Genomic DNA, 23242 nt, shown 5'->3' with positions numbered 1-23242 from the left:
CTGCACCGCCCCCGCCGCTACCACCGCGGCCTGCAACGAGCCCTCCACACCTCCGCGCTGATCAGCATCCGCTGCCACCAACCATCGCGAATGTTCTACGACCGCAAGAGATCCGAAGGCAAACGCCACGTCCAGGCCGTCCTCGCTCTCGCACGCCGCCGGGTCGACGTCGTGTGGGCACTCCTGCCCGACCAGCGTTGCTTCGAGTCGCCGCCACCACACACCACCGCCGCCTGACGTGATCATCTTGACAACTTCATTGAGAATCGGCGCTCATCGGGATGTGGACGTCCTTCGACGCAGCGACGTCGACGGCCCTCTGGTACCCGGCGTCCACGTGCCGGATCACGCCCATGGCCGGGTCGTTGGTCAGCACCCGCTCGATCTTCTGCGCCGCCAGCGGCGTGCCGTCCGCGACCGTCACCTGACCGGCGTGGATGGACCGGCCGATGCCGACGCCGCCGCCGTGGTGCAGCGACACCCAGGTCGCGCCCGACGCGGTGTTGACCAGGGCGTTCAGCAGCGGCCAGTCGGCGATCGCGTCCGAGCCGTCGGCCATCGCCTCGGTCTCCCGGTACGGCGACGCGACCGAGCCGCAGTCGAGGTGGTCGCGGCCGATCACGATCGGCGCGGACAGCTCGCCCGAGGCCACCATCTCGTTGAACTTCAGGCCCGCGAGGTGCCGCTCGCCGTACCCGAGCCAGCAGATCCGCGCGGGCAGGCCCTGGAACTCGACCCGCTCGCCCGCCATCCTGATCCACCGCGCGAGCTGCTCGTTCTCGGGGAACAGCTCCAGGATCGCCCGGTCGGTCTTGGCGATGTCGGCCGGGTCGCCGGACAGCGCGGCCCAGCGGAACGGGCCCTTGCCCTCGCAGAACAGCGGCCGGATGTAGGCGGGCACGAAGCCGGGGAAGTCGAACGCCCGCTCGTAGCCGCCCAGCTTGGCCTCGCCGCGGATGGAGTTGCCGTAGTCGAACACCTCGGCGCCGCGGTCCAGGAAGCCCACCATGGCCTCGACGTGGTCGGCCATCGACTCCCGCGCCCGGTCGGTGAACTCGTCGGGCTTCTTGGCCGCGTAGTCGGGCCAGTCCTCGACCGCGACGCCCTTCGGGCAGTACGCCAGCGGGTCGTGCGCGGAGGTCTGGTCGGTGACGACGTCCACCGGCACGTCGCGGCGCAGCAGCTCCGGCAGCACCTCGGCGGCGTTGCCGATCAGGCCGACCGACAGCGCCCGGCCCTCGGACTTCGCGGCCAGCACGCGGGCGATCGCGTCGTCGAGGTCGTCGGCGATCTCGTCCAGGTAGCGGGTCTCCACGCGGCGGCGGGCGCGCTGCGGGTCGACCTCGACGCACAGGGCCACGCCCTCGTTCATGGTGACCGCAAGCGGTTGCGCGCCGCCCATGCCGCCGAGGCCCGCCGTGACGGTGAGCGTGCCGCGCAGGGTGCCGTTGAACCGCTTGGTGGCCACGGCGGCGAACGTCTCGAACGTGCCCTGGAGGATGCCCTGGGTGCCGATGTAGATCCACGAACCGGCCGTCATCTGGCCGTACATGGTCAGGCCCTCGGCTTCCAGCCGGCGGAACTCGGGCCAGTTCGCCCAGTCCGGCACGAGGTTGGAGTTCGCGATGAGCACGCGCGGCGCCCACTCGTGCGTGCGCATGACGCCGACCGGGCGGCCGGACTGCACGAGCAGCGTCTCGTCGTCCTCCAACCGGGCCAGCTCGCGGCTGATGGCGTGGAAGCTCGGCCAGTCGCGCGCGGCCTTGCCCGTGCCGCCGTAGACGACCAGGTCCTCGGGGCGCTCGGCCACGTCCGGGTCGAGGTTGTTGTGGAACATCCGCAGCGCGGCCTCGGTCGGCCAGCTCCGCGCGGTCAGTTCGGTCCCTCGGGCGGCGCGCACCATCACAGGGCTCCCTTCCGGATCAGGTCTTCGGCGGCGGCGATCTCGGGCGCGAGGTGGCGGTCCGGGCCGGGGCCCTCGACGTGCTCGCGGAGCTTCGCGACGGCCGCCGCGGTGGCGGGTGCGGGGTTGAGCGGTTTGCGCAGGTCCAGCGCGCGGGCGGCGGTCAGGAACTCGATCGCGAGGACCCGGCGCAGGCCGTCGACGGCCTGGCGGAGCTTGCGCGCGGCGGACCAGCCCATGGAGACGTGGTCCTCCTGCATCGCGCTGCTCGGGATCGAGTCGACGGACGCGGGCACGGCCAGGCGCTTGAGCTCGCTGACGATCGCGGCCTGCGTGTACTGGGCGATCATGTGGCCGGAGTCGACGCCCGGGTCGTGCGCCAGGAACGGCGGCAGGCCGTGCGACCGGTTCACGTCCAGCATCCGGTCGGTGCGGCGCTCGGCGATGCTCGCCACGTCCGCGGTGGGGATGGCGAGGAAGTCCAGCACGTAGGCGATCGGCGCGCCGTGGAAGTTGCCGTTGGACTCGACCCGGCCGTCGGCCAGCACCACCGGGTTGTCGATGGACGAGGCCAGCTCGCGGTCGGCGACGGTCTCGGCGTAGGCCACGGTGTCCCGCGCCGCGCCGTGCACCTGGGGTGAGCAGCGCAGCGAGTAGGCGTCCTGCACGCGCGTGCAGTCCGGGCCGCGGTGGCTGTCCATGATCTCGGAGTCGCGCAGGATCTCCGCCATGCGCCGCGCGGAGCGGCCCTGACCGGGGTGCGGGCGCAGGGCCTGGAGGTCGGCGGCGAACACGCGGTCCGTGCCGAGGAGGGCCTCCACGCTCATCGCGGCGGTCAGGTCGGCGACGTCGAGCAGGTAGTTCAGGTCCCGGACCGCCAGGACCAGCATGCCGAGCATGCCGTCCGTGCCGTTGATCAGCGCCAGGCCCTCCTTCTCGGCCAGGCGGACGGGCCGGATGCCGGCCTTCGCGAGGGCCTGCGCGGCGGGGACCAGGTTGCCGTCGGCGTCGCGGACGTCGCCCTCGCCGGTGAGCGCGAGGGCGGCGGCGGACAGCGGCGCGAGGTCGCCCGAGCAGCCGAGCGAGCCGAACTCGTGCACGACCGGGGTGATGCCGGCGTTGAGCATCGCGGCCATCGCCTCGGCGGTCTCCAGCCGCACGCCGGTGTGGCCGCTCGCCAGGGTCTTGAGGCGGAGCAGGACGAGGGCGCGCACGACCTCGCGCTCGACCTCGGGACCCGCGCCGGCCGCGTGCGAGCGGACCAGGGACTGCTGGAGGGCGGCACGGCGGTCCGGCGGGATGTGCCGGACCGCCAGCGCGCCGAAGCCCGTGGACACGCCGTAGGTCGGCTGCTCGGCCGTGGCCAGGCGTTCGATGTGCGCCCGGGCGGTGGTGACCGCCTCGCGGGCCGCCTCCGTGATCTCCACGGGCGCGTCGCCCCGGGCGACGGCGTGGACGTCGTCGCGGGTCAGCGGTTTCGGACCCAGCTGCACGGGTTGCTGCATGTGCCCATCTCAACCCGCCGGCCCGATCCGCACGACCCGACATCCGCCGATCGTGTCTGGTATCCGAGACGACTCGGCCAACCGAAATCACTCCTCACGCGTCCCTCCCCACCGGTAGCTTCGGAAAACCACCATGGGGGTGACCGTGAGTGTCCGCGTGCAGGACCTGACCAGGACGTTCCGCAAGGGCAAGGGCTGGCGGCCCAAGGGCGAGGAGGTGACCGCGCTCGCCGGGCTCACGCTGGACGTGCCCACGAACGAGGTCCACGGCCTGCTCGGCCCGAACGGGGCGGGCAAGACCACGCTGTGCAAGATCCTGTCCACGATCCTGCTGCCGACCTCCGGCAGCGCCGAGGTGCTCGGCCACGACGTCGTGACCGGCGCGGCCGAGATCAGGCACCTGATCGGCATCGTGTTCGGCGGCGAGCGCGGCCTGTACGGGAAGCTGACCGCGCGGCAGACCCTGCGCTACTGGGCCGCGCTCTACAAGCTGCCGGACGCACGGGCGAAGGTCCGCACCGACGAGCTGCTGGCGCGCCTGGGTCTCGCGGACAAGGCCGACGACCTCGTGGAGACGTTCTCGCGGGGCATGAAGCAGCGCGTGCACCTGGCCCGCGGCCTGATCGGCGACCCGAAGCTGATCCTGTTCGACGAGCCGACCACGGGCATGGACCCGGTGGCCGCGCGCGCCTTCCGCACGCTCATCGGCGAGCTGCGCGACGAAGGCCGCACCATCCTCATCACGACCCACGACATGGACGAGGCCGAAGAGGTCTGCGACCGCGTCACGCTGATCGACAAGGGGCGCGTGCTGGCCACCGAGTCGCCGCGCGGCCTGGCCGCGATGTCCGGCCTGCACCGCTGGGTCGAGGCGGAGACGTCGCTGGACGTCACCGGCATCCCCGGCGTGGTGGACACCGAGACCCGCAACGGCGTGCTGCGCGTCAAGACGACCGACGACCGGGCGGCGCGCGCGGTGCTGGACTTCCTGCTGGACCGCGGTGTGCGCTCGGTGCACGCCGTGCCGCCCCGGCTGGAGGACGTCTACCTGGACCTCATCGGCCGTCGCGGCATGGAGGTCTGAGCGGTGCGCCTGTTCCTGTCCGGGGTGCGCACGCAGTTCTGGCTGATCCGCAGGCAGCCCGACGAACTGCTGACGCTGTGCACGATCCCGTTCACCGTGGTGATGATGCTGTCGGTCGTGATGCACGCGGTCCGGCCCGACCTGGTCGCCAACGCGTTCCTCGCGCCCACCCTGATGGGGTTGTGGGGCTTCGCCACGGGACTGGCGACGGTCGTGCTCGTCGGCGAGCGCTGGACCAGGACGCTGGAGCTGGGCATGGCCGCGCCCGGCGCCGTGCACTCCGTCTACCTGGGTCGGATCTCGGCGGTGATGGTGCTGGGCGTCGTCCCGCTCGGCGAGACGTGGCTGCTGGGCAAGCTCCTGTTCGGCGTGACGCCGGCGGTGCACCACCCGTGGGTGTTCTGGGCGGCCATGGCGGCGTCGGTGTTCGCGATGGTCGGCACCAGCCTGCTGCTGGCGGCGTCCATGCTGCTGACCAAGAACAGCAACAACTACCTGAACTTCCTCAGCTTCCCGATCTACCTGCTGTCCGGCGTGATGGTCCCGGTGCACTACCTGCCGGAGTTCCTGCAACCGCTCTCCCACGTGATCTTCCTGTCGTGGTCGGCGGACCTGATGCGGGACGCCATGGCCGCCGGGCCCGTCACGGGCGCCGGCTGGCGGTTGTTGGCGATCACCGGGCTCGGCGTCGCGGCGCTGGTCGGCGGGCGGGTGCTGCTGGCGGCGACCCTGCGCCGGGCGCGCGAGCTGGGGGTGGTGACGTATGCGTGACCAGCTCCGGGTGCTCAAGCACGGGCTGATCGCCTCGTGGACGATGTTCTCGGCGTTCCAGACGTGGAAGACGTGGACGTTCATGTGGCTGTCCCGGCTGCTGATCCAGGCGTGCTTCTACGCGCTGATCGGGCGGATGCTCGGGTCGCAGCAGCAGGTCGACTACCTGCTCATCGGCAACGTGGTCGCGATCATGGCCATCGACGCGACCGTGGTCATCCTGCTGGCCGTCGGCGAGCGGCAGTCCGGCACGCTGGCGCTGATGGTCGCCGCGCCGTCCACTCACCTCACCGTGTACCTGGGGCGGGGGTTGGTGAACCTCGGGTCGGGGGTGGCGGCGTCGACCACGGCGTTCCTCGTGCTGCCGCCGTTGTTCGGGGTGGACCTGCCGTGGCCGAAGGCGGGCCTGATCCCGCTGATGATCTTCGTGGTCGGCTTGTCGTGCTACTGCTACGGGACGTGCGTGGCGTCGTTCGTGCTCGGGTTCCCGTCGGCGCGGTGGTTGGCGCTGAACGTCAGCTACCTGGTGCTGATGACGTTCTGCGGGGTGAACGTGCCGACGTCGTTCTGGCCGGACTGGCTGCGGGCGGTCACGTCCGTGCTGCCGATGACGCACGGGCTGGCCGCGATCCGGGCGTTCGTGGCGGAGGGGCCCGCGTCGACCGTGCTCGTGCAGCTCGGGTTGGAGGTGTGCGTCGGCGCGGCGTGGATCGCCGTGGCGGCGGTGAGCTTCAACCGGATGGTCCGGCGCGGGCGGCGTGATGGGACGATCGAGTTCGGCGGCTGAAGCGGGGTGGGCCTCGGGAGTGGAGTGGGCGCTCTGGGGTCGAGCGCCCACCCTCGGCAGGACGCGTGCCGGTTGCCGGACCTCTAGCGGGTGCCGATCCAGGCCGCGTCCGGGTTGGTGTCCACCGCCAGCGCCGCCGCCACGCGCGCCAGCACGTCGACCGGGGCGTGCTCGGTCTCCGCACCGGACGGCACGGGCTTGCCGCCGGGAACCTTGAACTCGCTCGGCGTCACGCGCACCTGGAAGTTCGGCGCGAGCTGGACGGCGAGCAGGCCGAACCCGTCGGCGGAGTAGTGCGCGGGCTTGCCGTCGACGGTGGTGGGGGTGGAGCCGGCCGGCGCCTCGGCGGTCCGCAGCAGCTCCACGTCGTACCGGACGTAATCGAGGTGGCTCGTGCCGGCGATCGCCCAGTCGGTCGCGCTCGGACCGTTCACCACGACGTACGAGTGCCCGTCGAGCGAGAACGGGACGCGCATCGACGTGGGGTCCGCCGTGACGGAGTCGGCGATCCGCCGCACCTGCGCCCGGACGTCCACGCCGGTCACGTTCTCCAGGCTGACGCTGAGGACGCGGTCGGGGGCGGCGTTCCAGTACAGGCTCTCGCCGAACCAGGCTGCGGTGGCGCCGCCGACCGCCGTGCGGTCGCCGACCGGCGCGTTCGCGACCTTCGGTGCCATGTCGTCCGTGATGGCGGTGAAGACGGAGAAGCGGACCAGCGGCGAGCCGGGGTTCGTCGAGCCGGGCGCGTAGATGCGGGAAGTGCCCCAGCCGGCGATCGTGCGCTCCCGCTCGGTGTAGCCGTCGAGCATCGCCCCGGGCCGGTACTCGAGGGCCCGGGTGGGCACGTCGGCGACCGGGGTGGGCGCGGCCGTGGTGGTGAGCTGCCGGGCGGGCGGGGCCTGGCCCACGACCGGCGCGTTCACGGTGGTCACCACCAACGCCGCCGCGGCGGCCGTCGTGCCGGCGGCGGCGAGCACCAGGAGCAGCGGCTTGCGCGTCCGGCGGGGCCGGTGCAGGGCGGCGAGCACCGCTCCGGGCGGCGGCGTGCGCTCGGCCCGGTGGCGCAGGGCGTCGGTGATCAGGGTTTCGGTGGTGTCGTTCACAGCGACTGCCTCACGCGTTCGTCGGCGCGCAGGACTGCCAGCGCGCGGGAGATGTGACTGCGGACCGTGACCTGGGCGCAGCCCAGCACGGCGGCGATCTCGGCGTCGTCGCAGCCCTCGTAAAAGCGGAGGACGACGGCGGCCTTCTGCTTGCGCGGGAGGCGGTCGATGCGCTGGAGCATCGCCTCCCGCTCGTCGTAGTGGTCGGTGGGGTCGGGCTGGGGCGGGTCCACGCCCGTGAGGGGGAGGTGCGCCTTGAGGCGGCGGCGCCAACCGAGGTACTCGTTGGTCACCATCCGCTTGAGGTACGCGGCCGGCACCTCGACCGAGCCGATGCGCGACCACTTCTGCTGTGCCCGGATCAGGACCTCCTGGACCACGTCCTGGGCCAGGTGCGGATCCCCCGTCAGCACGGTGGCGTAGCGCAGCAGCGGGGTCACCTGTGCGGCGGCGAACTCCTCGAAGCCGGTGCTCATACCCCTCCAATGCGCCCCGACCGGGATTTGTTGAGAATGGGTTCCGTGGGAGGCAGCAGCGACGTGCCGGCGTTGCGCCGGGGGCTCGCCGTGCTGCGCCTGCTGGCGAGCAGGCCCGGTCCGCTGTCGGCGGTCGCGGTGGCCCGGGAGCTGGGTCTGCCCAGGTCCACGACCTACCACCTGCTGGCGGAGCTGACCGCGGCCGGGTTCGCGACCCACTTCCCCGAGGAGCGACGCTACGGGCTGGGCGTGGCGGCGTTCGAGCTCGGGTCGGCCTACCTCCGGCACGATCCGCTGGAGCGCTTGGCCCGGCCCCTGCTCCGGCGCCTGGTCGACACCGTCGGCCGGACCGCGCACTTGGGCGTGCTGCACGGCGCGGAGGCGTTGTACCTGGTGCGCGAGCAACCCCGCCACCCGACCACGATCGTGTCGGACGTGGGCGTGCGGCTACCCGCACACCTGACCGCGTCGGGCCGGGCGATGCTGGGCCGACTGCCCGCCGCGCAGGTCAGGGCCCTCTTCCCGGGCCCCTTCGTCGATCGGACCGGCCGGGGGCCGCAGAACCTGCCCGCGCTGCGGAGGTTGCTGGCCGTCGAACGGCGACGCGGGTGGGCCGTGGAGGACGGCTACGTGACCGCCGGTTTCGCTTCCGTGGCCGCACCGGTCTTCGACCACGGTCAACGGCCGATCGCCGCGATCACCGTGACCTTCCGGCACGTGTGCGAGGCGGAGTGCGGCGAGACGTGGCCTGAACTGGCCACCGAGGCCCGGCGGGCAGCGGACGAGCTGACCACCCGAATCGGCGGCCGGCCCTGAAGGCGCCTGCCACGTCGGTCATCCGGGTCAGGTCCGCGTGGTCTCGTCGATGACATCGCGAGCACCTCGGCTCAAGGCCTGCACCATGACCGCGGCACGAGCGGAACCCATGTCTTTCGCCAACCGCCCCATCAACTCGTGGTCGTCCAGGATGCGGAGCAGTTCGGCGGTACCGCCTCCATCGAGCAAAGCCGGCAGGTGCGACCCCAGTAGCCGTGCTCCGGCTGCCGACAGGTCGTAGTCGGACTTCTCGAACACGTCGTAATCCTCGGCGTAGAGCCGGTCCTCGTACTTCCCGGACGAGTACCACGCGATCATCGTCGCCAGGTCGAGGGCGTCGCGACGGTCGTCGTGGTGCCGATCCCGCCAGGCGAAGATCTTCGACCTCGGCCGCGATGTCGATGTCCCGGGTACGTCGGTCAGGACTCCTGCCGAGCAGGCCGAGCGAGATGAGCGAGATGAGCGAGCGCACCCACGACCAGGTAGTCGACCCGCGCTTCGTGCGCCACTTCGTCGATTCGCGCCAGCACCTCGGCGGCCCTGAGGACCTCATAGTCGGTCGAGGCTCGCAAGTCGATCGTCACTGCTTCTCATCCTGTCCGCGTGCTCGCGTTGGCGAGGGTCGCCGGAAGCGAGCAGATCAGCGTAGATCAGCGTGGAAGGCACGATCCACGACTGCCGGTCGGCCGTCCAGAACCGCCGTCGAACGTGGACGTTGCCTTCTCGTTCGGCGCGCACCAACCGGTGCCTGCCGATGAGCGAGCGCGGCCGTTCGGCGGCGTAGAGGGTGAGAGTCGCCGGGATGAGGTGCGGGTCGAGGACGCTCGCACCGGCTTCGCCACCCACTTGGACGTCGGCCTGCGTCAACTCCTCCTCCGAATCGCGCCACCACGAGAGGTCGGGAGCGTCGAAGTCGCCGAGGGCCAGCGTTGGCGAGAGCCTGGTCGAGTAGGCCTCCGACCAGCGGTTGAGCAACTCACCCGCTCTCGTCAGCCTGCGTTCGCCCGCCACTTCGTACAGGTAGCCCGCCCTGGCGAGGTCATCGACGACCGCCTGAGCCGTGCCGAGCGAGACGCCGCCGGCGCGCGCGAGCGCGCGCAGCGGCTCCCCGGCCATCGACGGCCGGCTGAGCAGGACGAACCCGACCTGCAGGCCGGCGCGGCCGAACGCCTTGCTCCCGCGCGGGGGACCGCCGGGGCGCCCGCCGGCCTTACGACGCCCTCGGACGTCGATGAGCACGTCATCCCACGCGATGTGGGCGTTGCCCGCCTCGTCGACGTAGTCGATGCCCCGCGCACGCAGCAGGTTCGCGGCTTGCTCGGTGATCGAGCGGGCGACGACCAGGGTGGGCAGTGACGCGTGCGGGTGCAGTGCCGTCGCGAGTTCGGCCGGCACCGCGCGCTTGACCAGGACGGCGTACGTCCGAGTCGCGCCCGAGGCCCGGCTGACGCGAGCCACCAGGTCGACCCACTCGTCGGCGGTCCGGTCACCTACGTCGGCCTCGAGGCCGAGCGGACGCAGCCACTCCCGCAACTCGGTCAAGCGTGTGTTCAAAATTGCCTCATGTTCATTTTCGGTGAACATGGGCTAGTACTGAACGCACCCTGGGCTCGTCGCAAGTCGCCGGCTCTGCCGGCGGACTGCTCACCACCGGTCTCGCCTGGTGGCAGGCGAACGGTGGCAGCGCGACCCCGCCGCGCGAGCGTCCTGGCGCAACTCGGCCCGGTCACCCTGGAACGGGCGGCCGGGCCGAGGGAGTCGCGATCGCGGGCTCAGAGCGTGACGGACTTCAGGAAGTCGGCCGCCACGTTCGCGATCGTCTCCTTGTCCACGTCCACCCGCTTGACGAGATCGGCCAGCTTCTCCGTGGTCAGCGCCGCGGACACCTTGTTCAGCGCGTCCTTGCCCTTCGCGTCGACCGCGTCCGACCGCAGCAGCGGCACCACGTTCTGGGCCGGGTACATCACCTTCGGGTCGTCCAACTCCACGAAGTCGTTCGCCTTGATGTCCGCCGACGTCGTGTAGAGGTTGGCCACCTGCACGGTGCCGTCCTTCAGCGCGTCCACCGTGATCGGGCCACCGGTGTCGGTGGTCTTGATCTCGGTGAACTTGACCCCGTACAGCTCCTGGATCTTGGCCTCCCAGCGCTGCGCCCACTCACCGGCCGCGCCCAGCGCGTACTTGCCGGAACCGAGGTCGGCGATCGACTTCACGCCGCCGTCCGCGGTGGCCTTGGTGACCACCAGGACGTCCTTGTCCTCCGCGTCCGACTTCTCCAGCACCTCGAGGCCCAACGGCGTCTTGGACTTCAGCGCCGTGTACACCTCCTCGGCCTCGGTGGTGGTGTTGGTCTTGTCGAAGTAGTTGAGCAGGTTGCCCGTGTACTCCGGCACCACGCCGAGCGACTTGTCCTGCAACGCCTTCACGACCAGCTCGCGCGCTCCGATGCCGGCCTTCACCGTCACGTTCGCGCCGGTCGCCTTCAGCGCACCGGCGTAGATCTCGGCCAGGATCTTGTTCTCGGTGAAGTCGGCCGAACCGACCACGACCTCACCCGACGCGGCCTGCTGGCCACCCCCGCCGAGGTCCTCCTTGGACCCGCACGCGGAGACGACCAGGGCGGTCGCCGCGACGACAACGGCCAACGTGCGCTTCATGCCGTACTTCCTCCAGACTCGACGGGCGCCGGCTCTCCCCGACGCCTCGACCGCGACCCGCTCGACCGCGCCTTCCCACTCCCCGCGCGACGAGCCTTGGCCGACAGCCTCAAACCCGCGGGCACGACCAGCCTGCCGACGCCCGCGAGCACCACGTCCAGCACGACCGCGAGCAGCGCGATGAGGATCGCCCCGCCGACGAACTGCCCGTAGTCCAACACCCGCAGGCCGTCCAGCAGGGGACGTCCCAACGTCTCGATACCGACGTACGCCGCCACCGACGCGGTCGCGACCACCTGCAACATGGCGTTGCGCAGACCACCGACGAGCAGCGGCAGCGCGTTGGGCACCTCGACCCGCCACAACCGCTGCGCGCCGGTCATGCCCATGCCGCTCGCCGCGTCGACCACACCTCGGTCCACGTCCTGGATGCCGGCGTAGGTGCCGGCCAGGATCGGCGGCACGGCCAGCACGACGAGGCCGATCAGCACACCGGTCGTGCCACCGCCCGCGACCAGGTACAGGAACGTGACCAGGCCCAACGTCGGCAACGCCCGCAGCGCGTTGCTGCCGCCGACCAACACCACCCCACCACGCCCGGTGTGCCCGACGTACAGGCCCAGCGGCACGGCGATCAGCGCCGCGCCGAGCACCGCGCCGAAGCAGTACAGCAGGTGGATGCCGACCCGCACCGGGATCGACTTGCCGCCCGACCAGTTGGCCGGGTCGACCAGCCAGGCCAACGCGTCCGCGAAGATCACGGCGCACCACCCGCCCGCGCCCACGGCGTCAACCGGTTGCGCAGCAGCACGAGCAGCAGGTCGACCACGAGCGCCAGCACCAGCGTGAGCACGATGCCGATGATGATCGGCGCCAGGTACCGCTGCCGGAAACCGTCGGTGAACAACGTGCCCAGACCGCCCGTGCCGATCAACGCGCCCACGCTCACCAGGCTGATGTTGCTCACCGAGCCGACCCGCACGCCGGCGGCCAGCACCGGAACGGACAGCGGCAGCTCCACCGTGAAGAACCGGCGCAGCGGCCGGAAGCCCATGGCGGTGGCGGCGGCGGTCACGTGCGCGGGCACCGCGGCCAGCGCTTCGGCGACGGGCCGGACCAGCAGCGCGGTCGTGTAGACCGTCAACGCGAGGATCACGTTCAACGGGTCGAGCACCTGCGTGCCGATGACCGCCGGGATGATCGCGAACAGCGCCAGCGACGGGATCGTGTAGACCACGTTCGACAGCCCGATCAGCGCCGCGTTGACCTGGCGGAACCGGTGGCACAGCAACCCGAGAACGATCGCCAGCACGACCGACACCACCAGCGGCACCAACGACAGGTAGACGTGGTCGAGCAGCATGTCCAGCAGCGCCGCCCTGGTGCCCGCGTCGCTGAGGTACTTCGCTATGTCACCCACGGCGGCTCTCGATCACGTCGAGCACCTGGCGCGCGGTCACCACGCCCACCAACCGCCCGTCACCGCGCACGGCGACGCCCAGCCCGGACGGCGAGGACAGCGCGGCGTCCAGCGCGCCCCGGATCGACGCGCCCACCTCGTACAGCGAGCCGCCCGGCACGACCGACGCGTCCGGCGCGACCCAGCCCTGCGGCCGCTCCTCCGCGTCCACCACGAGCCGCCAGTCCGAAGAGGACTCGACCTCGGCGCCCTCGACGACCGTGGGCACCTCCGCCACTTCAACCCCGGACGAGTCCACAAAGGACAGACTGCGGTAACCGCGGTCCTTGCCCACGAAGCTCGCCACGAAGTCGTCCGCGGGCCGGGTCAGCAGCTCGGCGGGCGGCGCGTACTGGGCGAGGAAGCCGCCGGTGCGCATCACCGCGACCTTGTCGCCGATCCGGATGGCCTCGTCGATGTCGTGCGTGACGAACACGATGGTCTTGTCCAGCTCCGCCTGCAGCCGCAGCAGCTCGTCCTGCAGCCCTTCCCGCACCACCGGGTCGACCGCGCTGAACGGCTCGTCCATCAGCAGCACCGGCGGGTCCGCGGCCAACGCGCGCGCCACGCCGACGCGCTGCTGCTGGCCGCCGGACAGCTGCACGGGGTAGCGGTGGCCGAGCTCGGCGGGCAGGCCGACCAGCTCCAGCAGCTCGGCGGCGCGCTCCCTGGCCTTGCGGCGCGTCCAGCCGATGAGCAGCGGCACCGTGGCCACGTTGTCCAGCACGGTCCGGTGCGGGAACAGGCCCGCCTGCTGGATCACGTACCCGATGCCGCGCCGCAGTGTGGGCGGATCCACACCCAGCACGTCCGCGCCGTCCACCAGGACGGTGCCCGACGTGGGGTCGATCATCCGGTTCACCATGCGCAGGGACGTGGTCTTGCCGCACCCGGACGGTCCGACGAAGACGGTGATCGTGCCCGCCTCGACCACGAGGTCCAGGCCGTTCACCGCGGTGGTCCCGTCGTCGAACCGCTTGGTCACGTCGCGGAACTCGATCACCCGTGGATCCTCCTGCCGATGGGCATCAAGCGTCGAACGACCCTAGCCCGTCAGTCCGACCGTGGCACGGCGTTTCACCATCCGGTCAGTAGGCTGCACCGGTTGTGGCAACCGAACTGGTGCGAGCACTCCTCGCTGAACGCGGCCCGCACGCCCGCAAGCTGCGGCGCGTGGTCGACCTGCTGTGCGACGACTGGCACACGCTGGCCGAGTTGGTTCGGCTTCCCGCTGTGCCGCGGCGCACCGTGCAGGAGCTGCTGACCGCGGTCGGCGACGACCTGGAGACCAGCCGCGACCGGTTCCGGCTCGCGCCCGCCAAGGCCGCCGACTACGCCGGGTTCCGCGCCGGTGACGACCTGGTGGACCCGGTGGACGCGCTCGTGCCCCGGCACGGCGAGCACCTGCGGTCGATCCTGGCCGACATCGCGGACGTGCCGCCGCCGCTGGCCGCGCTCGACCACGTGCAGGCGACGGCGGAGACGGCGCTGAAGCGCGCGTTGTGGCTGGACACGACCTACGACCTGGCCGGGCGCACGCTGCTGTGCCTCGGCGACCACGACCTGACCTCGCTCGCGGTGTGCGCGGTGAACCCGGCCGTCGAGGTCGTCGTGGTGGACGTGGACGACCGGCTGCTGGAGCACATCTCGACCCGTGCCCGTGAGCGCGGGTGGTCGGTTCGGACGGTGCACGCGGACTTCCGGTTCGGCCTGCCTCCCGCCGTGCTGGAGTCGGCGGACCTCGTGTTCAGCGATCCGCCGTACACGCCGGAGGGCATGGGGCTGTTCGCCGCGCGGGCGGTCGAGTGCCTGGCCGACCTCGGTCGGGGACGGGTGCTGCTCGCGTACGGGTTCAGCGACCGGACGCCCGCGCTGGGGCTGAAGGTGCAGCAGGAGTTGCAGCGGCTCGGGTTGGTGTTCGAGGCGATCCTGCCCGCGTTCCACCGGTTCGACGGCGCGCAGGCCATCGGCAGCGCGGCCGACCTGTACGTGTGCCGACCGACGTCCCGCCGTTCGGTGTCACCCGCTTCGGCGAAGACCGCGATCTACACGCACGGTCCGCAGTCGGTGGAGGCGACCAGGCCGGGTTCGACGGCGTTGGCCGCCCTGGTCGACCTGGCGCCGCGGCCGGAGTCCTCGCCGCCGCCGAAGCCGCGTGCGCCGGGGTGGGCCGACCCGATCGGCAAGGGCGCGGCGTCGTTGGCGGTCGACCTGTCCGGCGACCCCGGGCCGTGGCTGCTGCGGACGCTGCTGGCGTGCTCGCCCGGCCGGATGGCGGCGCTCGTGCCCAACAACCACCCGAACGTGTCGTCCGCGGCGGGTCAGCAGGAGCTGAGGTCGTTGGTGGACACCAGGTTCGCGCTGCGGTTCCTGCGCTCCACTCCGGACGGCAAGCACTGCGTGGTCGTGGCCGACCAGGTGCTGGCGGGCACGCTGGACGTCGGCGGGCTGGCCGTGCGGGAGGTGCTCACGCGCGCGCACGGCAAGTTGGGCAACGTGTGGCGCGAGGCGTTGGTCACGGCCACCCGCGGCGCGATGACCAAGCGGGAGGCGCGGGAGCGGATCGGCGAGCACGAGGACCTGGAGCTGAGGCTGATCGACCTGCCACGGCACCGGATCGCCGAGCTGCTGCCGCTGATCCGCGCGTCGGCGTCCCAGTAGGGGGGGAGGTTTCCGCCGGAATGCGGCGAACCGCGCCGTGCGGGCCGCCTCCGACGGTAACTTTCAGCTCGAACCTGGAGGCGCGCGCATGACTCACCCCAACCCCGGTCAGCAGTACCCCGGCCAGCCGATGCCCGGCCAGCAGTACCCGGGCCAGCCGCTGCCCGGACAGCCGATGCCGGGCCAGCCGCTGCCCGGCCAACCGATGCCCGGCCAACCGTTCCAGGGCCAGCCGATGCCCGGGCAACCGTTCCCCGGCCAGCCGCCGTTCCCCGGTGCCCAGCCGCCCTTCCCGGGCCAGGGCTACCCCGGATACCCGGGCCCGCCCAAGCCGCCGGGCAAGGCGATGGCCGTGGTCGCCGGGCTGCTGTACCTGCCGGGCGTGCTCCTCGCCCTCATCGGCGCGGCCGGGTTCGCGAGCCAGACGGGGTTCGCGATGGAGCTCTGGGGCACGATCCTCGTGCCACCGTTCCCCCGCAACTACGGGAGCTTCGAGGTCGCGGCCGCCGTCGCGTTCGTGCTGCCGGCCCTGGCGCTGATCCTCGTCGTGCTGCTCTTCAGCCGGGTGCCCGGCGTGCGGTGGGGACTGGTCGCGATCTCGTTGCTGGCCGTGGTGAGCTTCGGGCTCATCGTCGTCGACGTCTCGCCGGGTCTCCCGCTCTCCTTCGGGATCATGCCGGTGGTGGCCCTGGTGCTGTGGTTCGTCGCGGGTCTGGTGGCCGCGCTGCCCCCGGTGGGTCGGGCGATGCGCGGCGCGAAGCCGAAGACGCCGCCGCACCAGCAGGCCGGCCCGCCGATGGGGGGACCTCCAATGGGGGGACCTCCGATGGGTGGCCCGCCTCCCGGCGTTCCCGGCCCACCTCCGCCCGGCGTTCCCGGCCCGCCCCCACCCGCCCAGGGGCACTGGGGCTGACCGGACAGTGAGCTGACGGGCATAGAGCCGACCGGGCAGGGGGCTGGACCGGGGAGCTCACTCGCCGAAGCGCGTGATGGCCTTGAGCATGTCGCGCGCCTTGCCGAACAACGCCTTCAGCGCAGCCAGGATCCGCGCCATCACGCGCCCGAGGTCCGCCAACCTCCGGTTGATCCGGTCCAGCACGACCGCGCCCCGCCCGACCGCCCACGCCGCGAACGCGGGCAGCGAGCCGTCGGCCGTGATCTCCGACGCCGCGAGCGCGACGGTGGCGTTGTCCAAGACCTCCCGGACGAACAACGCGACCACGTCGCGGAACACACCGCGGACCGCGGCCGTGATCGCGCCCACCTCGGCCACGTGCGCCGCGACGTCCACGCACAGCCGGCTCATCCCGGCGATCTCCGCGGTGAGCCGACCGCCACCCGCCCGCCGCCGCACGATGCCGTCCAACGTGGTGGCGACCTGCTTCCAGGTGGCGACCGCGTCCTCGAACCGGTCGCCGTGGCCCGCCAGCCAGTCCAGCGGCTCGCGCAGGAAGTCCACGTGCTCGACCAACCACCCGAGCCCGGCGTCGGCCAGCAGGGCCAACGGGTCGACGTCCGCCGTCGGCACGGCGAGGTCGGCCTCGAGCGTGTCCGGCGCCGACCCGGTCAACTCCAGCACGGGGAACCCGGTCACCGAGCCGACCCGGGCTCGTCCTCGGGCGCCCTCAGGCTCCGCGGCAGGGGCAGGTCGTCACCGACCTCCTCACCCAGCGAAACCCCAGCCGACCCCGGCGGCACCGAGCCGGTCAGGAAGTCCATCGCCGCCGTGCCGCCGAACTGCGGCTCGACGATCGACACCGCCTGCCGCGCGGCCTGCTCCTGCGCACGCCGCACGGTGTCCATCACCACCTCACCGAGCCTGGCGGGCGAGAACTCCTCCGCCGCGGCCGAGAACTCGATGTGCCGCAACGACCCGTTCGGCGCGACGGTCGCCGTCACCACGCCGTCCGGCGACCGCTGCGTGGCCTGCGCGCGCCGGATCCGGTCCCGCAGCTCGCGGGACCGCTCGGCCAGGTGCCGCGCCCTGGCTTCGAGGTCGGCGATCATCCGTTCCTGGTTCACCGGTCGGCACCTGACGTCGTGGCGTCCATCGGAACGGGAGTATCGCCCATCAACCGGCGCGGGGGATGTGCAACGGACCAAGTGCCAGCACCGCGCGGAACTCCTTGGGCGGCACGGGGCGCGAGAACAGCCAGCCCTGGTAGGTGTCCACGCCGATGCCTCGCAGCACGTGGAACTGGGTCGCGGTCTCCACGCCCTCGGCCACGCACTTGCGGTCCATCGCCCGGGCCATGTCGACCACGGCCTTCGCCACCGCGAAGTCCGACGAGTCGCTCCCGACACCGGACACGAACCGCCGGTCGACCTTGATGATCTGCGCCGGCAGGTCCTTCAACCTGGCCAGCGACGAGTAGCCGGTGCCGAAGTCGTCCACCGCGAACCGGATGCCCCGCTCCACCAGCTCGCCCATCGCCTGCCGCACCCGCGACGGCAGGTCGACCAACGCGGTCTCCACCAACTCCAGCACCACCCGGTCCCACGGGATGCCCGCCTCGGCGATGGCGTCGGCCACGATGTCCACGAACTCCGGGTCACCCGGCACCAGACCGGCCAGGTTCACCGCCACCGACACCGGCCTACCACCCGGCTCCGGCCACGTCGACGCCTCCTTCAACGCGGTCCGCAACACCCACCGGTCCAGCTCCCGCAACAGGTCACCCTGCTCGGCCACGGGCAGGAAGATGTCCGGGGGCAACAGCCCGCGATCCGGGTGCGGCCACCGCACCAACGCCTCCGCCGTCTGCACCACGCCGTCCACCCCGACCACCGGCTGGAAGTGCAACGCCAACCCGTCGTGCTGCAACGCCTCCCGCAGCTGCCCCTCCAGGTGCACCTGCCGGTCGGCCGAAGCGATCAACGCCGCGCTCGCCAACGACACCCGACCCGCACCCGACCGCTTCGCCTCGAACATCGCCGCATCGGCGAAGCGCAACAGGTCGTTGCCCGTCGCACGCGACCCGTTCGGCACCGCCGCCCCGATCGACGCCGACACCCGGACCAGCTGCCCGTGCACCGGCACCGCCGTGCGCAACAACCCCGCCACCTTCGTGGCCAGCGCGTCCACCCCGCCCACCCGGTCGAGGTTCTCGCAGATGATCACGTACTCGTCACCGGACAGGCGAGCCGCCGTGCAGCCGTCGGGCAGACCACCCTCCAACCGCCGCGCCAACGCCACCAACAACTCGTCACCCGCGTCATGGCCCAGCGAATCGTTGACCCGCTTGAAGTTGTCGATGTCGCAGAACAACACCGCGACCTTCGACCGCTCCGGCGACTCCAGCAGCTCCCCGAGCATCTCCTTGACCAGAGCCCGGTTCGGCAACCCGGTCAGCTCGTCGTGCGTGGCCTGGTGCCGCAGCGCCTCGGCCGTGCGGCGGCGCTCGGTGATGTCCTGGAACACGATCAGCCAGAACCGGCGGCCGTCGTCCTGCACGGACAGCGCGATGTGCAGCTCGCAGTACACCTGCACGCCGTCGCGGCGGACCAGGATGCGCTGCGGGATCTTGTGCGTGCGCTCGGCGTCCGGCGCGGACATCTCGTCGATCGACGGCAGCCCGCCGCTCGTGTCGTCCGGGTGGGTGAGCGCGCTCGCCGTCATGCCGCGCAGCTGCTCCAGGTCCATGCCGAGCAGGTCGCACAGCGCGTCGTTGGCGTCGACCAGCCGCTCGCCCTCGTCGAACAGGCCGATGCCGACCGGGGTCAGCGACACCAGGTCGGCGAAGCGCTGGCTGGACCGCTTCATCCTGGTCTCGGCGGCGCGCTGCTCGGTGATGTCCTGCGCCGTGCCGACCGCGAGCGGCAGGCCGTCGGGGCCCTTGACCACCACGCCGTAGCTGCGGAACACGCGCAGCCTGCCGTCGTCGCGGCGCACGATCCGGTGTTCGAGCTGGATCGGCACCTCCTCGGTGGCCAACTGCTGCCACAGGTCGTCCACCCAGCCGCGGTCGTCGGGGTGCACGAGGTCGAGGTAGGTCTGGTAGCGGATGCGCTCCCCGCGCGGCACGCCGAACAGCTCGGTCAGCATGTCCGACCACGCCACGTCGCCGGTCTGCAGGTTCCACTCCCAGACGCCGAGCTGGGCGGCCTTCTGCGCGTCGGCGAGCCGGCGGCGGTCGTCGCGGAGCTGGCGTTCCAGCGCGCGGGCCTCGGTGACGTCCTGGACGGTGCCGTGCAGGAGGCTGATGTGGCCGCCCTCGAACTCGGCCCGCGCCCGGCACACGTACACGCGGTCGCCGACCTCGCTGCGCACCTCGGCCTCGAGCGTCCGGCCCTCCGTGGCGCCGCCGCCGTCCTCCAGCTTCAGCAGCTTGCGGCGCAGGTCCTTCAGCACGCCCCGGTCCTCCTGGTGCACGCCGCACAGCAGGTCGTCGTCGGGGACGACGCCCAGCTCGGCGTACATCTCCAGGAAGACCTCGCTGCGGTGCACCGCGCCGGACGCGATGTCGTAGCTCCAGCTGCCCATGCGCGCGAGGCGCTGCGCCTCCAGCAGCCGGGCCCGTTCGGTCTCCAGGGCGCGGTCGGACCGCCACTGGTCGGTGATGTCGCGGATGTAGCCGGTGATGAACTGGGTCCGGCCGTCGGATCTCAGCTTCGCCTCGGCCACGCCGCGGATCCAGCGCAGCTCGCCGTCGGGGAGGATGATCCGGTAGACGATGTCGATCGGGTTGCCGTCCAGCGCCCGGTTGGCCCAGTAGCTGGCGACCATCTCGTAGTCGTCGGGGTGCACGACGTCGAGCACGGCCTGCGCGCCGGGCACCACCTCGCCGGGCCGCACGCCCATCATCTCGTAGTGCGACTCGGACCAGACCGTGACGCCGGTGTCCGGGTCGTACTCCCACGAGCCGATCTGCGCGACCCGCTGCACGGTGCGCAGCCTGCGCTGCTCGTCGCGCAGGTCCTCGGCGGCCTGGGCCAGGTCGGAGACGTCGACCAGCAGCACGGCGTGCAGACCGGTGCCCGGCACCTGGGTGCGCACCACGCGGACCGGCACCAGCGCGCCGTCGGCCTGGTGCAGGCGCAGGTCGTCGGGGCCGCCCAGCAGCAGTTCGCCCAGCGACCGGCCGATGAGGTCCTCGGCGGAACGCGCCTTCGTCAGCGCCACCGCCGCGGCGCTCGCCCGCATGACGACGCCCTTGGGGTCGCACAGCAGCGTCGGCGCCTCGGGCAGCGCGATGCCGTCCAGCGCCACGTCGCCGTTCTGCGGACGCGCTGGGTCGAGCACCACCGGAGCGCGTCCAACCCGCTTGGGCACGGTCCCACCTTCCCGTGTTCACGGCAGGGATGACCGGCCCGACCGCACCCAAAGACGGCGTCCCTCTCCACGGGCAATATTCACCCGAGGAGAGGGACGGTAGCGCTTCGGAGCGTCATCGCCCACCCCTCAACGGGCTAACGAAACAACACGTTAGCGGTTTCGTTGCCTGTCGACGGGTACGGACGGATGCGGCCGGAGCTCTCCCAACTCCGACTTGGAGTCAGGCTACTCCGTCTTCGCGGGCTGCCAAGGCCACGGCGGCGGCCACTTCCGGGCCGACCCGCGGGTCGAGCGCGCTCGGCACGATCCGGTCGACCGAGAGGTCGTCGGCGGCGACCTCCGCGATCGCCGCCGCGGCGGCGAGCTTCATGCCCTCGGTGATGCGCTTCGCGCCCGCGTCCAGCGCGCCGCGGAAGATGCCGGGGAACGCGAGGACGTTGTTGATCTGGTTCGGGAAGTCGCTGCGCCCGGTGGCGACCACGGCGGCGTGCCGGCGTGCCACGTCCGGGTGCACCTCGGGGTCCGGGTTGGACAGGGCGAACACGATCGAGTCGTCGGCCATGCTCGCGATCAGCTCTTCGGGCACCTTGGACGACGAGACGCCGACGAACACGTCCGCGCCGCGCAGCGCCTCGGCGATGCCGCCGCGCAGGCCACTGCCGTTGGTGACCTCGGCCAGCTGCGCCTTGACCGGGTTCAGCGCGTCCCGGCCGACGTGCACGATGCCGCGCGAGTCGACCACGGTGACCTCGCCGACGCCCGCGGCCAGCAGGATCTTCGCGCAGGCCACACCGGCCGCGCCCGCGCCGGAGATCACCACGCGCTGGTTCGCCACGTCCTTGCCGAGCACCGTGTTCGCGCCGCGCAGGGCCGCCAGCACCACGACCGCGGTGCCGTGCTGGTCGTCGTGCATGACCGGCACGTCCAGGGCCTCGACGAGCCGGGCCTCCAGCTCGAAGCAGCGCGGCGCGGCGACGTCCTCCAGGTTGACCGCGCCGAACGACGGCCGCAGCCGGACCAGCGTCTCCACGATCTCGTCCACGTCCGTGGTGTCGAGCACCAGCGGGATGGAGTCGAGGCCGCCGAAGGTCTTGAACAGCGCCGCCTTGCCCTCCATCACCGGCAGGGACGCGCTCGGGCCGATGTCGCCCAGGCCGAGCACGGCGGTGCCGTCGCTGACCACGGCGACCAGCCGGTGGGCCCAGGTGTACTTGGCGGCCAGCCCCGGGTCGTCCGCGATGGCCCGGCTGACCCTGGCCACGCCGGGCGTGTAGGCGATCGAGAGCGCGCGGGGGTCGGCCAACGAGGCGGTCGCGCCGACGGCCAGCTTTCCGCCTTCGTGGGCGCGGAAGATTTCCTCGTCACTCAATTCGGTGGTCATCTGGGGCTGGTCGTTCAATGCGGTCACGGAAGTCCTCCTGCGGTGCGCGATACCTGCGGCGCACCGGGACCGGCGTTGTCACGCGGGTCGACGGGGCCTGTCTGGGGGGCGTCCACGCGGTCTGCGGGACGGCTCTCGGTGGCGGTGTGCGGGCAAGCATGGCAGCGACGCCGACGGCTGTCTGCGGCGGGGATCACAGTTTTTCCGCAGGTCAGAGGTAGTGCCACAGAACGTACGTCCGGTTTTCTGGACCGACCGGTCAGTTTCCGCAGGCAGGATCGGTCAAGAACCGCCGCGTTCTAGTGTGTGCGCCATGCAGGCACGTGAGTTGAAAATTTCCGGCGCTTTCGAGTTCACCCCATCGGTGTTCCCCGACGATCGCGGCATGTTCGTCGCGCCGTACCAGGAAGCGGCGTTCGTCGAAGCCGTCGGGCACCCGATGAAGATCGCCCAGACGAACCACAGCGTGTCCAAGCGCGGTGTCGTGCGCGGTGTCCACTTCGCCGACACGCCGCCGGGGCAGGCCAAGTACGTGCACTGCCCGCGCGGGCGCATGATCGACATCGTGGTGGACCTGCGCGTCGGCTCGCCCACGTTCGGCGAGTGGGACGCGATGGAGCTGTCGGAGGGGTTGTTCAACTCCGTGTACCTGCCCGAGGGCGTCGGGCACGCGCTGATGGCGCTGGAGGACGACACGGTCGCGTCGTACCTGTGCTCGGAGGGGTTCAACCCGAAGGCCGAGCACGGCATCCACCCGCTGTCGATGGACCTGCCCTTCCCGGCCGACGTGACGCCGGTGCTGTCGCCGAAGGACGCCGCCGCGCCGACGTTCGAGGAGGCGCGCGACGCCGGGCTGCTGCCGTCCTACGACGAGTGCCTGGCCTGGTACGCCAAGCTGCGCGCCTGATCCCGCCCGACGACCCGCCGGCCCTTCGCGAAGGCCGCCGGCGGTTCACCTTCCCGCGACACCCGCCGCCTCCCCGCGGCCGGCGTTCAGCCGTCCGGTGCGGGCCGCCGGCGCAGCAGCCGGGGCCGGGGCCAGAGCCGGGCGCGGACCACGCCCACCACCTCCGCGGGCCCCAGCGTCCGCGAGTCCGTGGAGGCGAACGGGTTGTCGCCCTCGACGTGCCAGCCGCCGCCGTCGGCCCGGACCGCGCGCTTGACCGACAGCTGCCCGGGCCGCGCCGCCCACCTGACCAGCACAAGATCGTGCCGATGGGGCGGCTTCCCGAAGTGGACCAGCACCACGTCCCCCGTCCGCAGCGTCGGCGCCATCGAGGGTCCGACCACCCGAACCAGCGGCAACGGGTTCGCTTCCGGCCGTGTCAACGCTTCCCCTCCACCTGCTCGCGCCGAGGCCCCGG

The 23242-nt window shown here is 71.9% G+C and carries 22 protein-coding genes and 1 pseudogene; 8 read left to right on the top strand and 15 right to left on the bottom strand.

All coding sequences use genetic code 11. The annotated features are described in order from the left end of the window. A pseudogene (locus ABTZ99_RS35925) lies at positions 1–237 on the top strand (IS110 family transposase); the annotation flags it as partial. A 19-nt stretch (positions 238–256) separates the two neighbouring features. Here the strand turns inward: ABTZ99_RS35925 and hutU are convergent. Beyond that, entirely contained in the window at positions 257–1903 is a 1647-nt protein-coding gene (gene hutU, locus ABTZ99_RS35920) for a urocanate hydratase (protein ID WP_499617707.1), read from the bottom strand. Then, positions 1903–3408: a histidine ammonia-lyase gene (gene hutH / locus ABTZ99_RS35915; RefSeq protein WP_499617706.1), complete on the bottom strand. Its 1506-nt coding sequence runs from the start codon at positions 3406–3408 to the stop codon at positions 1903–1905. The genes hutU and hutH overlap by 1 nt, the downstream gene beginning before the upstream one ends. A gap of 145 nt (positions 3409–3553) precedes the next feature. On the opposite strand from hutH, the gene ABTZ99_RS35910 reads away from it, so the two are divergent. The 3 genes from ABTZ99_RS35910 to ABTZ99_RS35900 are packed head-to-tail and all read left to right on the top strand — an operon-like array spanning position 3554 to position 6050. Continuing rightward, complete coding sequence (locus ABTZ99_RS35910; RefSeq protein ID WP_499617705.1) at positions 3554–4492, top strand: ABC transporter ATP-binding protein; 939 nt, start codon at positions 3554–3556, stop codon at positions 4490–4492. Between the two features lie 3 nt (positions 4493–4495). After that, a complete protein-coding gene (locus tag ABTZ99_RS35905; RefSeq protein WP_498785710.1) occupies positions 4496–5263 on the top strand; it encodes an ABC transporter permease in 768 nt (255 codons plus the stop codon). Then, positions 5256–6050 carry an ABC transporter permease gene (locus ABTZ99_RS35900; RefSeq protein ID WP_499617704.1) on the top strand — a complete coding sequence of 265 codons (795 nt, stop codon included), beginning with the start codon at positions 5256–5258 and terminating at the stop codon, positions 6048–6050. The genes ABTZ99_RS35905 and ABTZ99_RS35900 overlap by 8 nt, the downstream gene beginning before the upstream one ends. A gap of 83 nt (positions 6051–6133) precedes the next feature. Here ABTZ99_RS35900 and ABTZ99_RS35895 read toward each other — a convergent pair whose 3' ends face one another. After that, positions 6134–7153, bottom strand: a complete 1020-nt coding sequence (locus tag ABTZ99_RS35895) for a hypothetical protein (protein WP_230572206.1) — start codon at positions 7151–7153, stop codon at positions 6134–6136. Further along, positions 7150–7629: a SigE family RNA polymerase sigma factor gene (locus tag ABTZ99_RS35890; RefSeq protein ID WP_499617703.1), complete on the bottom strand. Its 480-nt coding sequence runs from the start codon at positions 7627–7629 to the stop codon at positions 7150–7152. Before ABTZ99_RS35890 ends, ABTZ99_RS35895 begins: the two co-directional genes overlap by 4 nt. A 45-nt stretch (positions 7630–7674) precedes the next feature. Here ABTZ99_RS35890 and ABTZ99_RS35885 point away from each other — a divergent pair, with 45 nt between their 5' ends. After that, positions 7675–8445, top strand: a complete 771-nt coding sequence (locus tag ABTZ99_RS35885) for an IclR family transcriptional regulator (RefSeq protein WP_499617702.1) — start codon at positions 7675–7677, stop codon at positions 8443–8445. A 27-nt stretch (positions 8446–8472) separates the two neighbouring features. On the opposite strand, the gene ABTZ99_RS35880 is transcribed toward ABTZ99_RS35885, so the two are convergent. The 6 genes from ABTZ99_RS35880 to ABTZ99_RS35855 all read right to left on the bottom strand — a co-directional run bounded on the left by ABTZ99_RS35880 (position 8473) and on the right by ABTZ99_RS35855 (position 13564). Continuing rightward, entirely contained in the window at positions 8473–8763 is a 291-nt protein-coding gene (locus tag ABTZ99_RS35880) for a hypothetical protein (RefSeq protein WP_499617701.1), read from the bottom strand. Positions 8764–8994: 231 nt separating this feature from the next. Then, positions 8995–9999: a type IV toxin-antitoxin system AbiEi family antitoxin gene (locus tag ABTZ99_RS35875; protein WP_498785722.1), complete on the bottom strand. Its 1005-nt coding sequence runs from the start codon at positions 9997–9999 to the stop codon at positions 8995–8997. 218 nt (positions 10000–10217) lie between these two features. After that, positions 10218–11102: an ABC transporter substrate-binding protein gene (locus ABTZ99_RS35870; RefSeq protein WP_499617700.1), complete on the bottom strand. Its 885-nt coding sequence runs from the start codon at positions 11100–11102 to the stop codon at positions 10218–10220. Beyond that, complete coding sequence (locus ABTZ99_RS35865; protein WP_372470781.1) at positions 11099–11860, bottom strand: ABC transporter permease; 762 nt, start codon at positions 11858–11860, stop codon at positions 11099–11101. The genes ABTZ99_RS35870 and ABTZ99_RS35865 overlap by 4 nt, the downstream gene beginning before the upstream one ends. Further along, a complete protein-coding gene (locus tag ABTZ99_RS35860; RefSeq protein WP_498785741.1) occupies positions 11860–12465 on the bottom strand; it encodes an ABC transporter permease in 606 nt (201 codons plus the stop codon). Before ABTZ99_RS35860 ends, ABTZ99_RS35865 begins: the two co-directional genes overlap by 1 nt. A gap of 49 nt (positions 12466–12514) precedes the next feature. Then, positions 12515–13564: an ABC transporter ATP-binding protein gene (locus ABTZ99_RS35855; RefSeq protein ID WP_499617699.1), complete on the bottom strand. Its 1050-nt coding sequence runs from the start codon at positions 13562–13564 to the stop codon at positions 12515–12517. A gap of 104 nt (positions 13565–13668) precedes the next feature. Between ABTZ99_RS35855 and ABTZ99_RS35850 the strand changes: the two genes are divergently transcribed. Together ABTZ99_RS35850 and ABTZ99_RS35845 are read left to right on the top strand one after the other, a co-directional pair. Continuing rightward, complete coding sequence (locus ABTZ99_RS35850; protein WP_499617698.1) at positions 13669–15222, top strand: bis-aminopropyl spermidine synthase family protein; 1554 nt, start codon at positions 13669–13671, stop codon at positions 15220–15222. 88 nt (positions 15223–15310) lie between these two features. Then, positions 15311–16135, top strand: coding sequence for a hypothetical protein (locus ABTZ99_RS35845; protein ID WP_499617697.1), 825 nt, complete (start codon positions 15311–15313; stop codon positions 16133–16135). A 57-nt stretch (positions 16136–16192) separates the two neighbouring features. Here the strand turns inward: ABTZ99_RS35845 and ABTZ99_RS35840 are convergent, their stop codons facing one another. From ABTZ99_RS35840 to ABTZ99_RS35825, 4 genes are all read right to left on the bottom strand, one after another. After that, complete coding sequence (locus tag ABTZ99_RS35840) at positions 16193–16816, bottom strand: hypothetical protein (RefSeq protein WP_499617696.1); 624 nt, start codon at positions 16814–16816, stop codon at positions 16193–16195. After that, entirely contained in the window at positions 16813–17244 is a 432-nt protein-coding gene (locus ABTZ99_RS35835) for a YbaB/EbfC family nucleoid-associated protein (protein WP_498785736.1), read from the bottom strand. Before ABTZ99_RS35835 ends, ABTZ99_RS35840 begins: the two co-directional genes overlap by 4 nt. Positions 17245–17293: 49 nt before the next feature. Beyond that, positions 17294–20494 (bottom strand): sensor domain-containing protein, encoded by a 3201-nt coding sequence (locus ABTZ99_RS35830; protein WP_499617695.1) that lies wholly within the window; start codon positions 20492–20494, stop codon positions 17294–17296. A gap of 223 nt (positions 20495–20717) precedes the next feature. Beyond that, positions 20718–21878 (bottom strand): NAD(P)-dependent malic enzyme, encoded by a 1161-nt coding sequence (locus ABTZ99_RS35825; protein WP_499617709.1) that lies wholly within the window; start codon positions 21876–21878, stop codon positions 20718–20720. Positions 21879–22191: 313 nt separating this feature from the next. Between ABTZ99_RS35825 and ABTZ99_RS35820 the strand changes: the two genes are divergently transcribed. Continuing rightward, a complete protein-coding gene (locus ABTZ99_RS35820) occupies positions 22192–22785 on the top strand; it encodes a dTDP-4-dehydrorhamnose 3,5-epimerase family protein (protein ID WP_498786323.1) in 594 nt (197 codons plus the stop codon). Positions 22786–22871: 86 nt separating this feature from the next. On the opposite strand, the gene ABTZ99_RS35815 is transcribed toward ABTZ99_RS35820, so the two are convergent. Then, entirely contained in the window at positions 22872–23207 is a 336-nt protein-coding gene (locus tag ABTZ99_RS35815) for a S26 family signal peptidase (protein WP_499617694.1), read from the bottom strand. Positions 23208–23242 lie beyond the last annotated feature (35 nt).

Source organism: Actinosynnema sp. NPDC002837 (genome assembly GCF_040295345.1).
GTDB lineage: Bacteria > Actinomycetota > Actinomycetes > Mycobacteriales > Pseudonocardiaceae > Actinosynnema.
This window is presented reverse-complemented; position numbering and strand designations above follow the sequence as displayed.

Excerpts from the sequence above, each read along its gene's own strand:
- ABTZ99_RS35820 (WP_498786323.1), top strand. The coding sequence starts at position 22,192 with ATGCAGGCACGTGAGTTGAAAATTTCCGGCGCTTTCGAGTTCACCCCA.
- ABTZ99_RS35870 (WP_499617700.1), bottom strand. The coding sequence starts at position 11,102 with ATGAAGCGCACGTTGGCCGTTGTCGTCGCGGCGACCGCCCTGGTCGTC.
- ABTZ99_RS35860 (WP_498785741.1), bottom strand. The coding sequence starts at position 12,465 with ATGCTGCTCGACCACGTCTACCTGTCGTTGGTGCCGCTGGTGGTGTCG.
- ABTZ99_RS35890 (WP_499617703.1), bottom strand. The coding sequence starts at position 7,629 with ATGAGCACCGGCTTCGAGGAGTTCGCCGCCGCACAGGTGACCCCGCTG.
- ABTZ99_RS35900 (WP_499617704.1), top strand. The coding sequence starts at position 5,256 with ATGCGTGACCAGCTCCGGGTGCTCAAGCACGGGCTGATCGCCTCGTGG.
- hutH (WP_499617706.1), bottom strand. The coding sequence starts at position 3,408 with ATGCAGCAACCCGTGCAGCTGGGTCCGAAACCGCTGACCCGCGACGAC.
- hutU (WP_499617707.1), bottom strand. The coding sequence starts at position 1,903 with ATGGTGCGCGCCGCCCGAGGGACCGAACTGACCGCGCGGAGCTGGCCG.
- ABTZ99_RS35825 (WP_499617709.1), bottom strand. The coding sequence starts at position 21,878 with ATGACCACCGAATTGAGTGACGAGGAAATCTTCCGCGCCCACGAAGGC.
- ABTZ99_RS35880 (WP_499617701.1), bottom strand. The coding sequence starts at position 8,763 with ATGATCGCGTGGTACTCGTCCGGGAAGTACGAGGACCGGCTCTACGCC.
- ABTZ99_RS35845 (WP_499617697.1), top strand. The coding sequence starts at position 15,311 with ATGACTCACCCCAACCCCGGTCAGCAGTACCCCGGCCAGCCGATGCCC.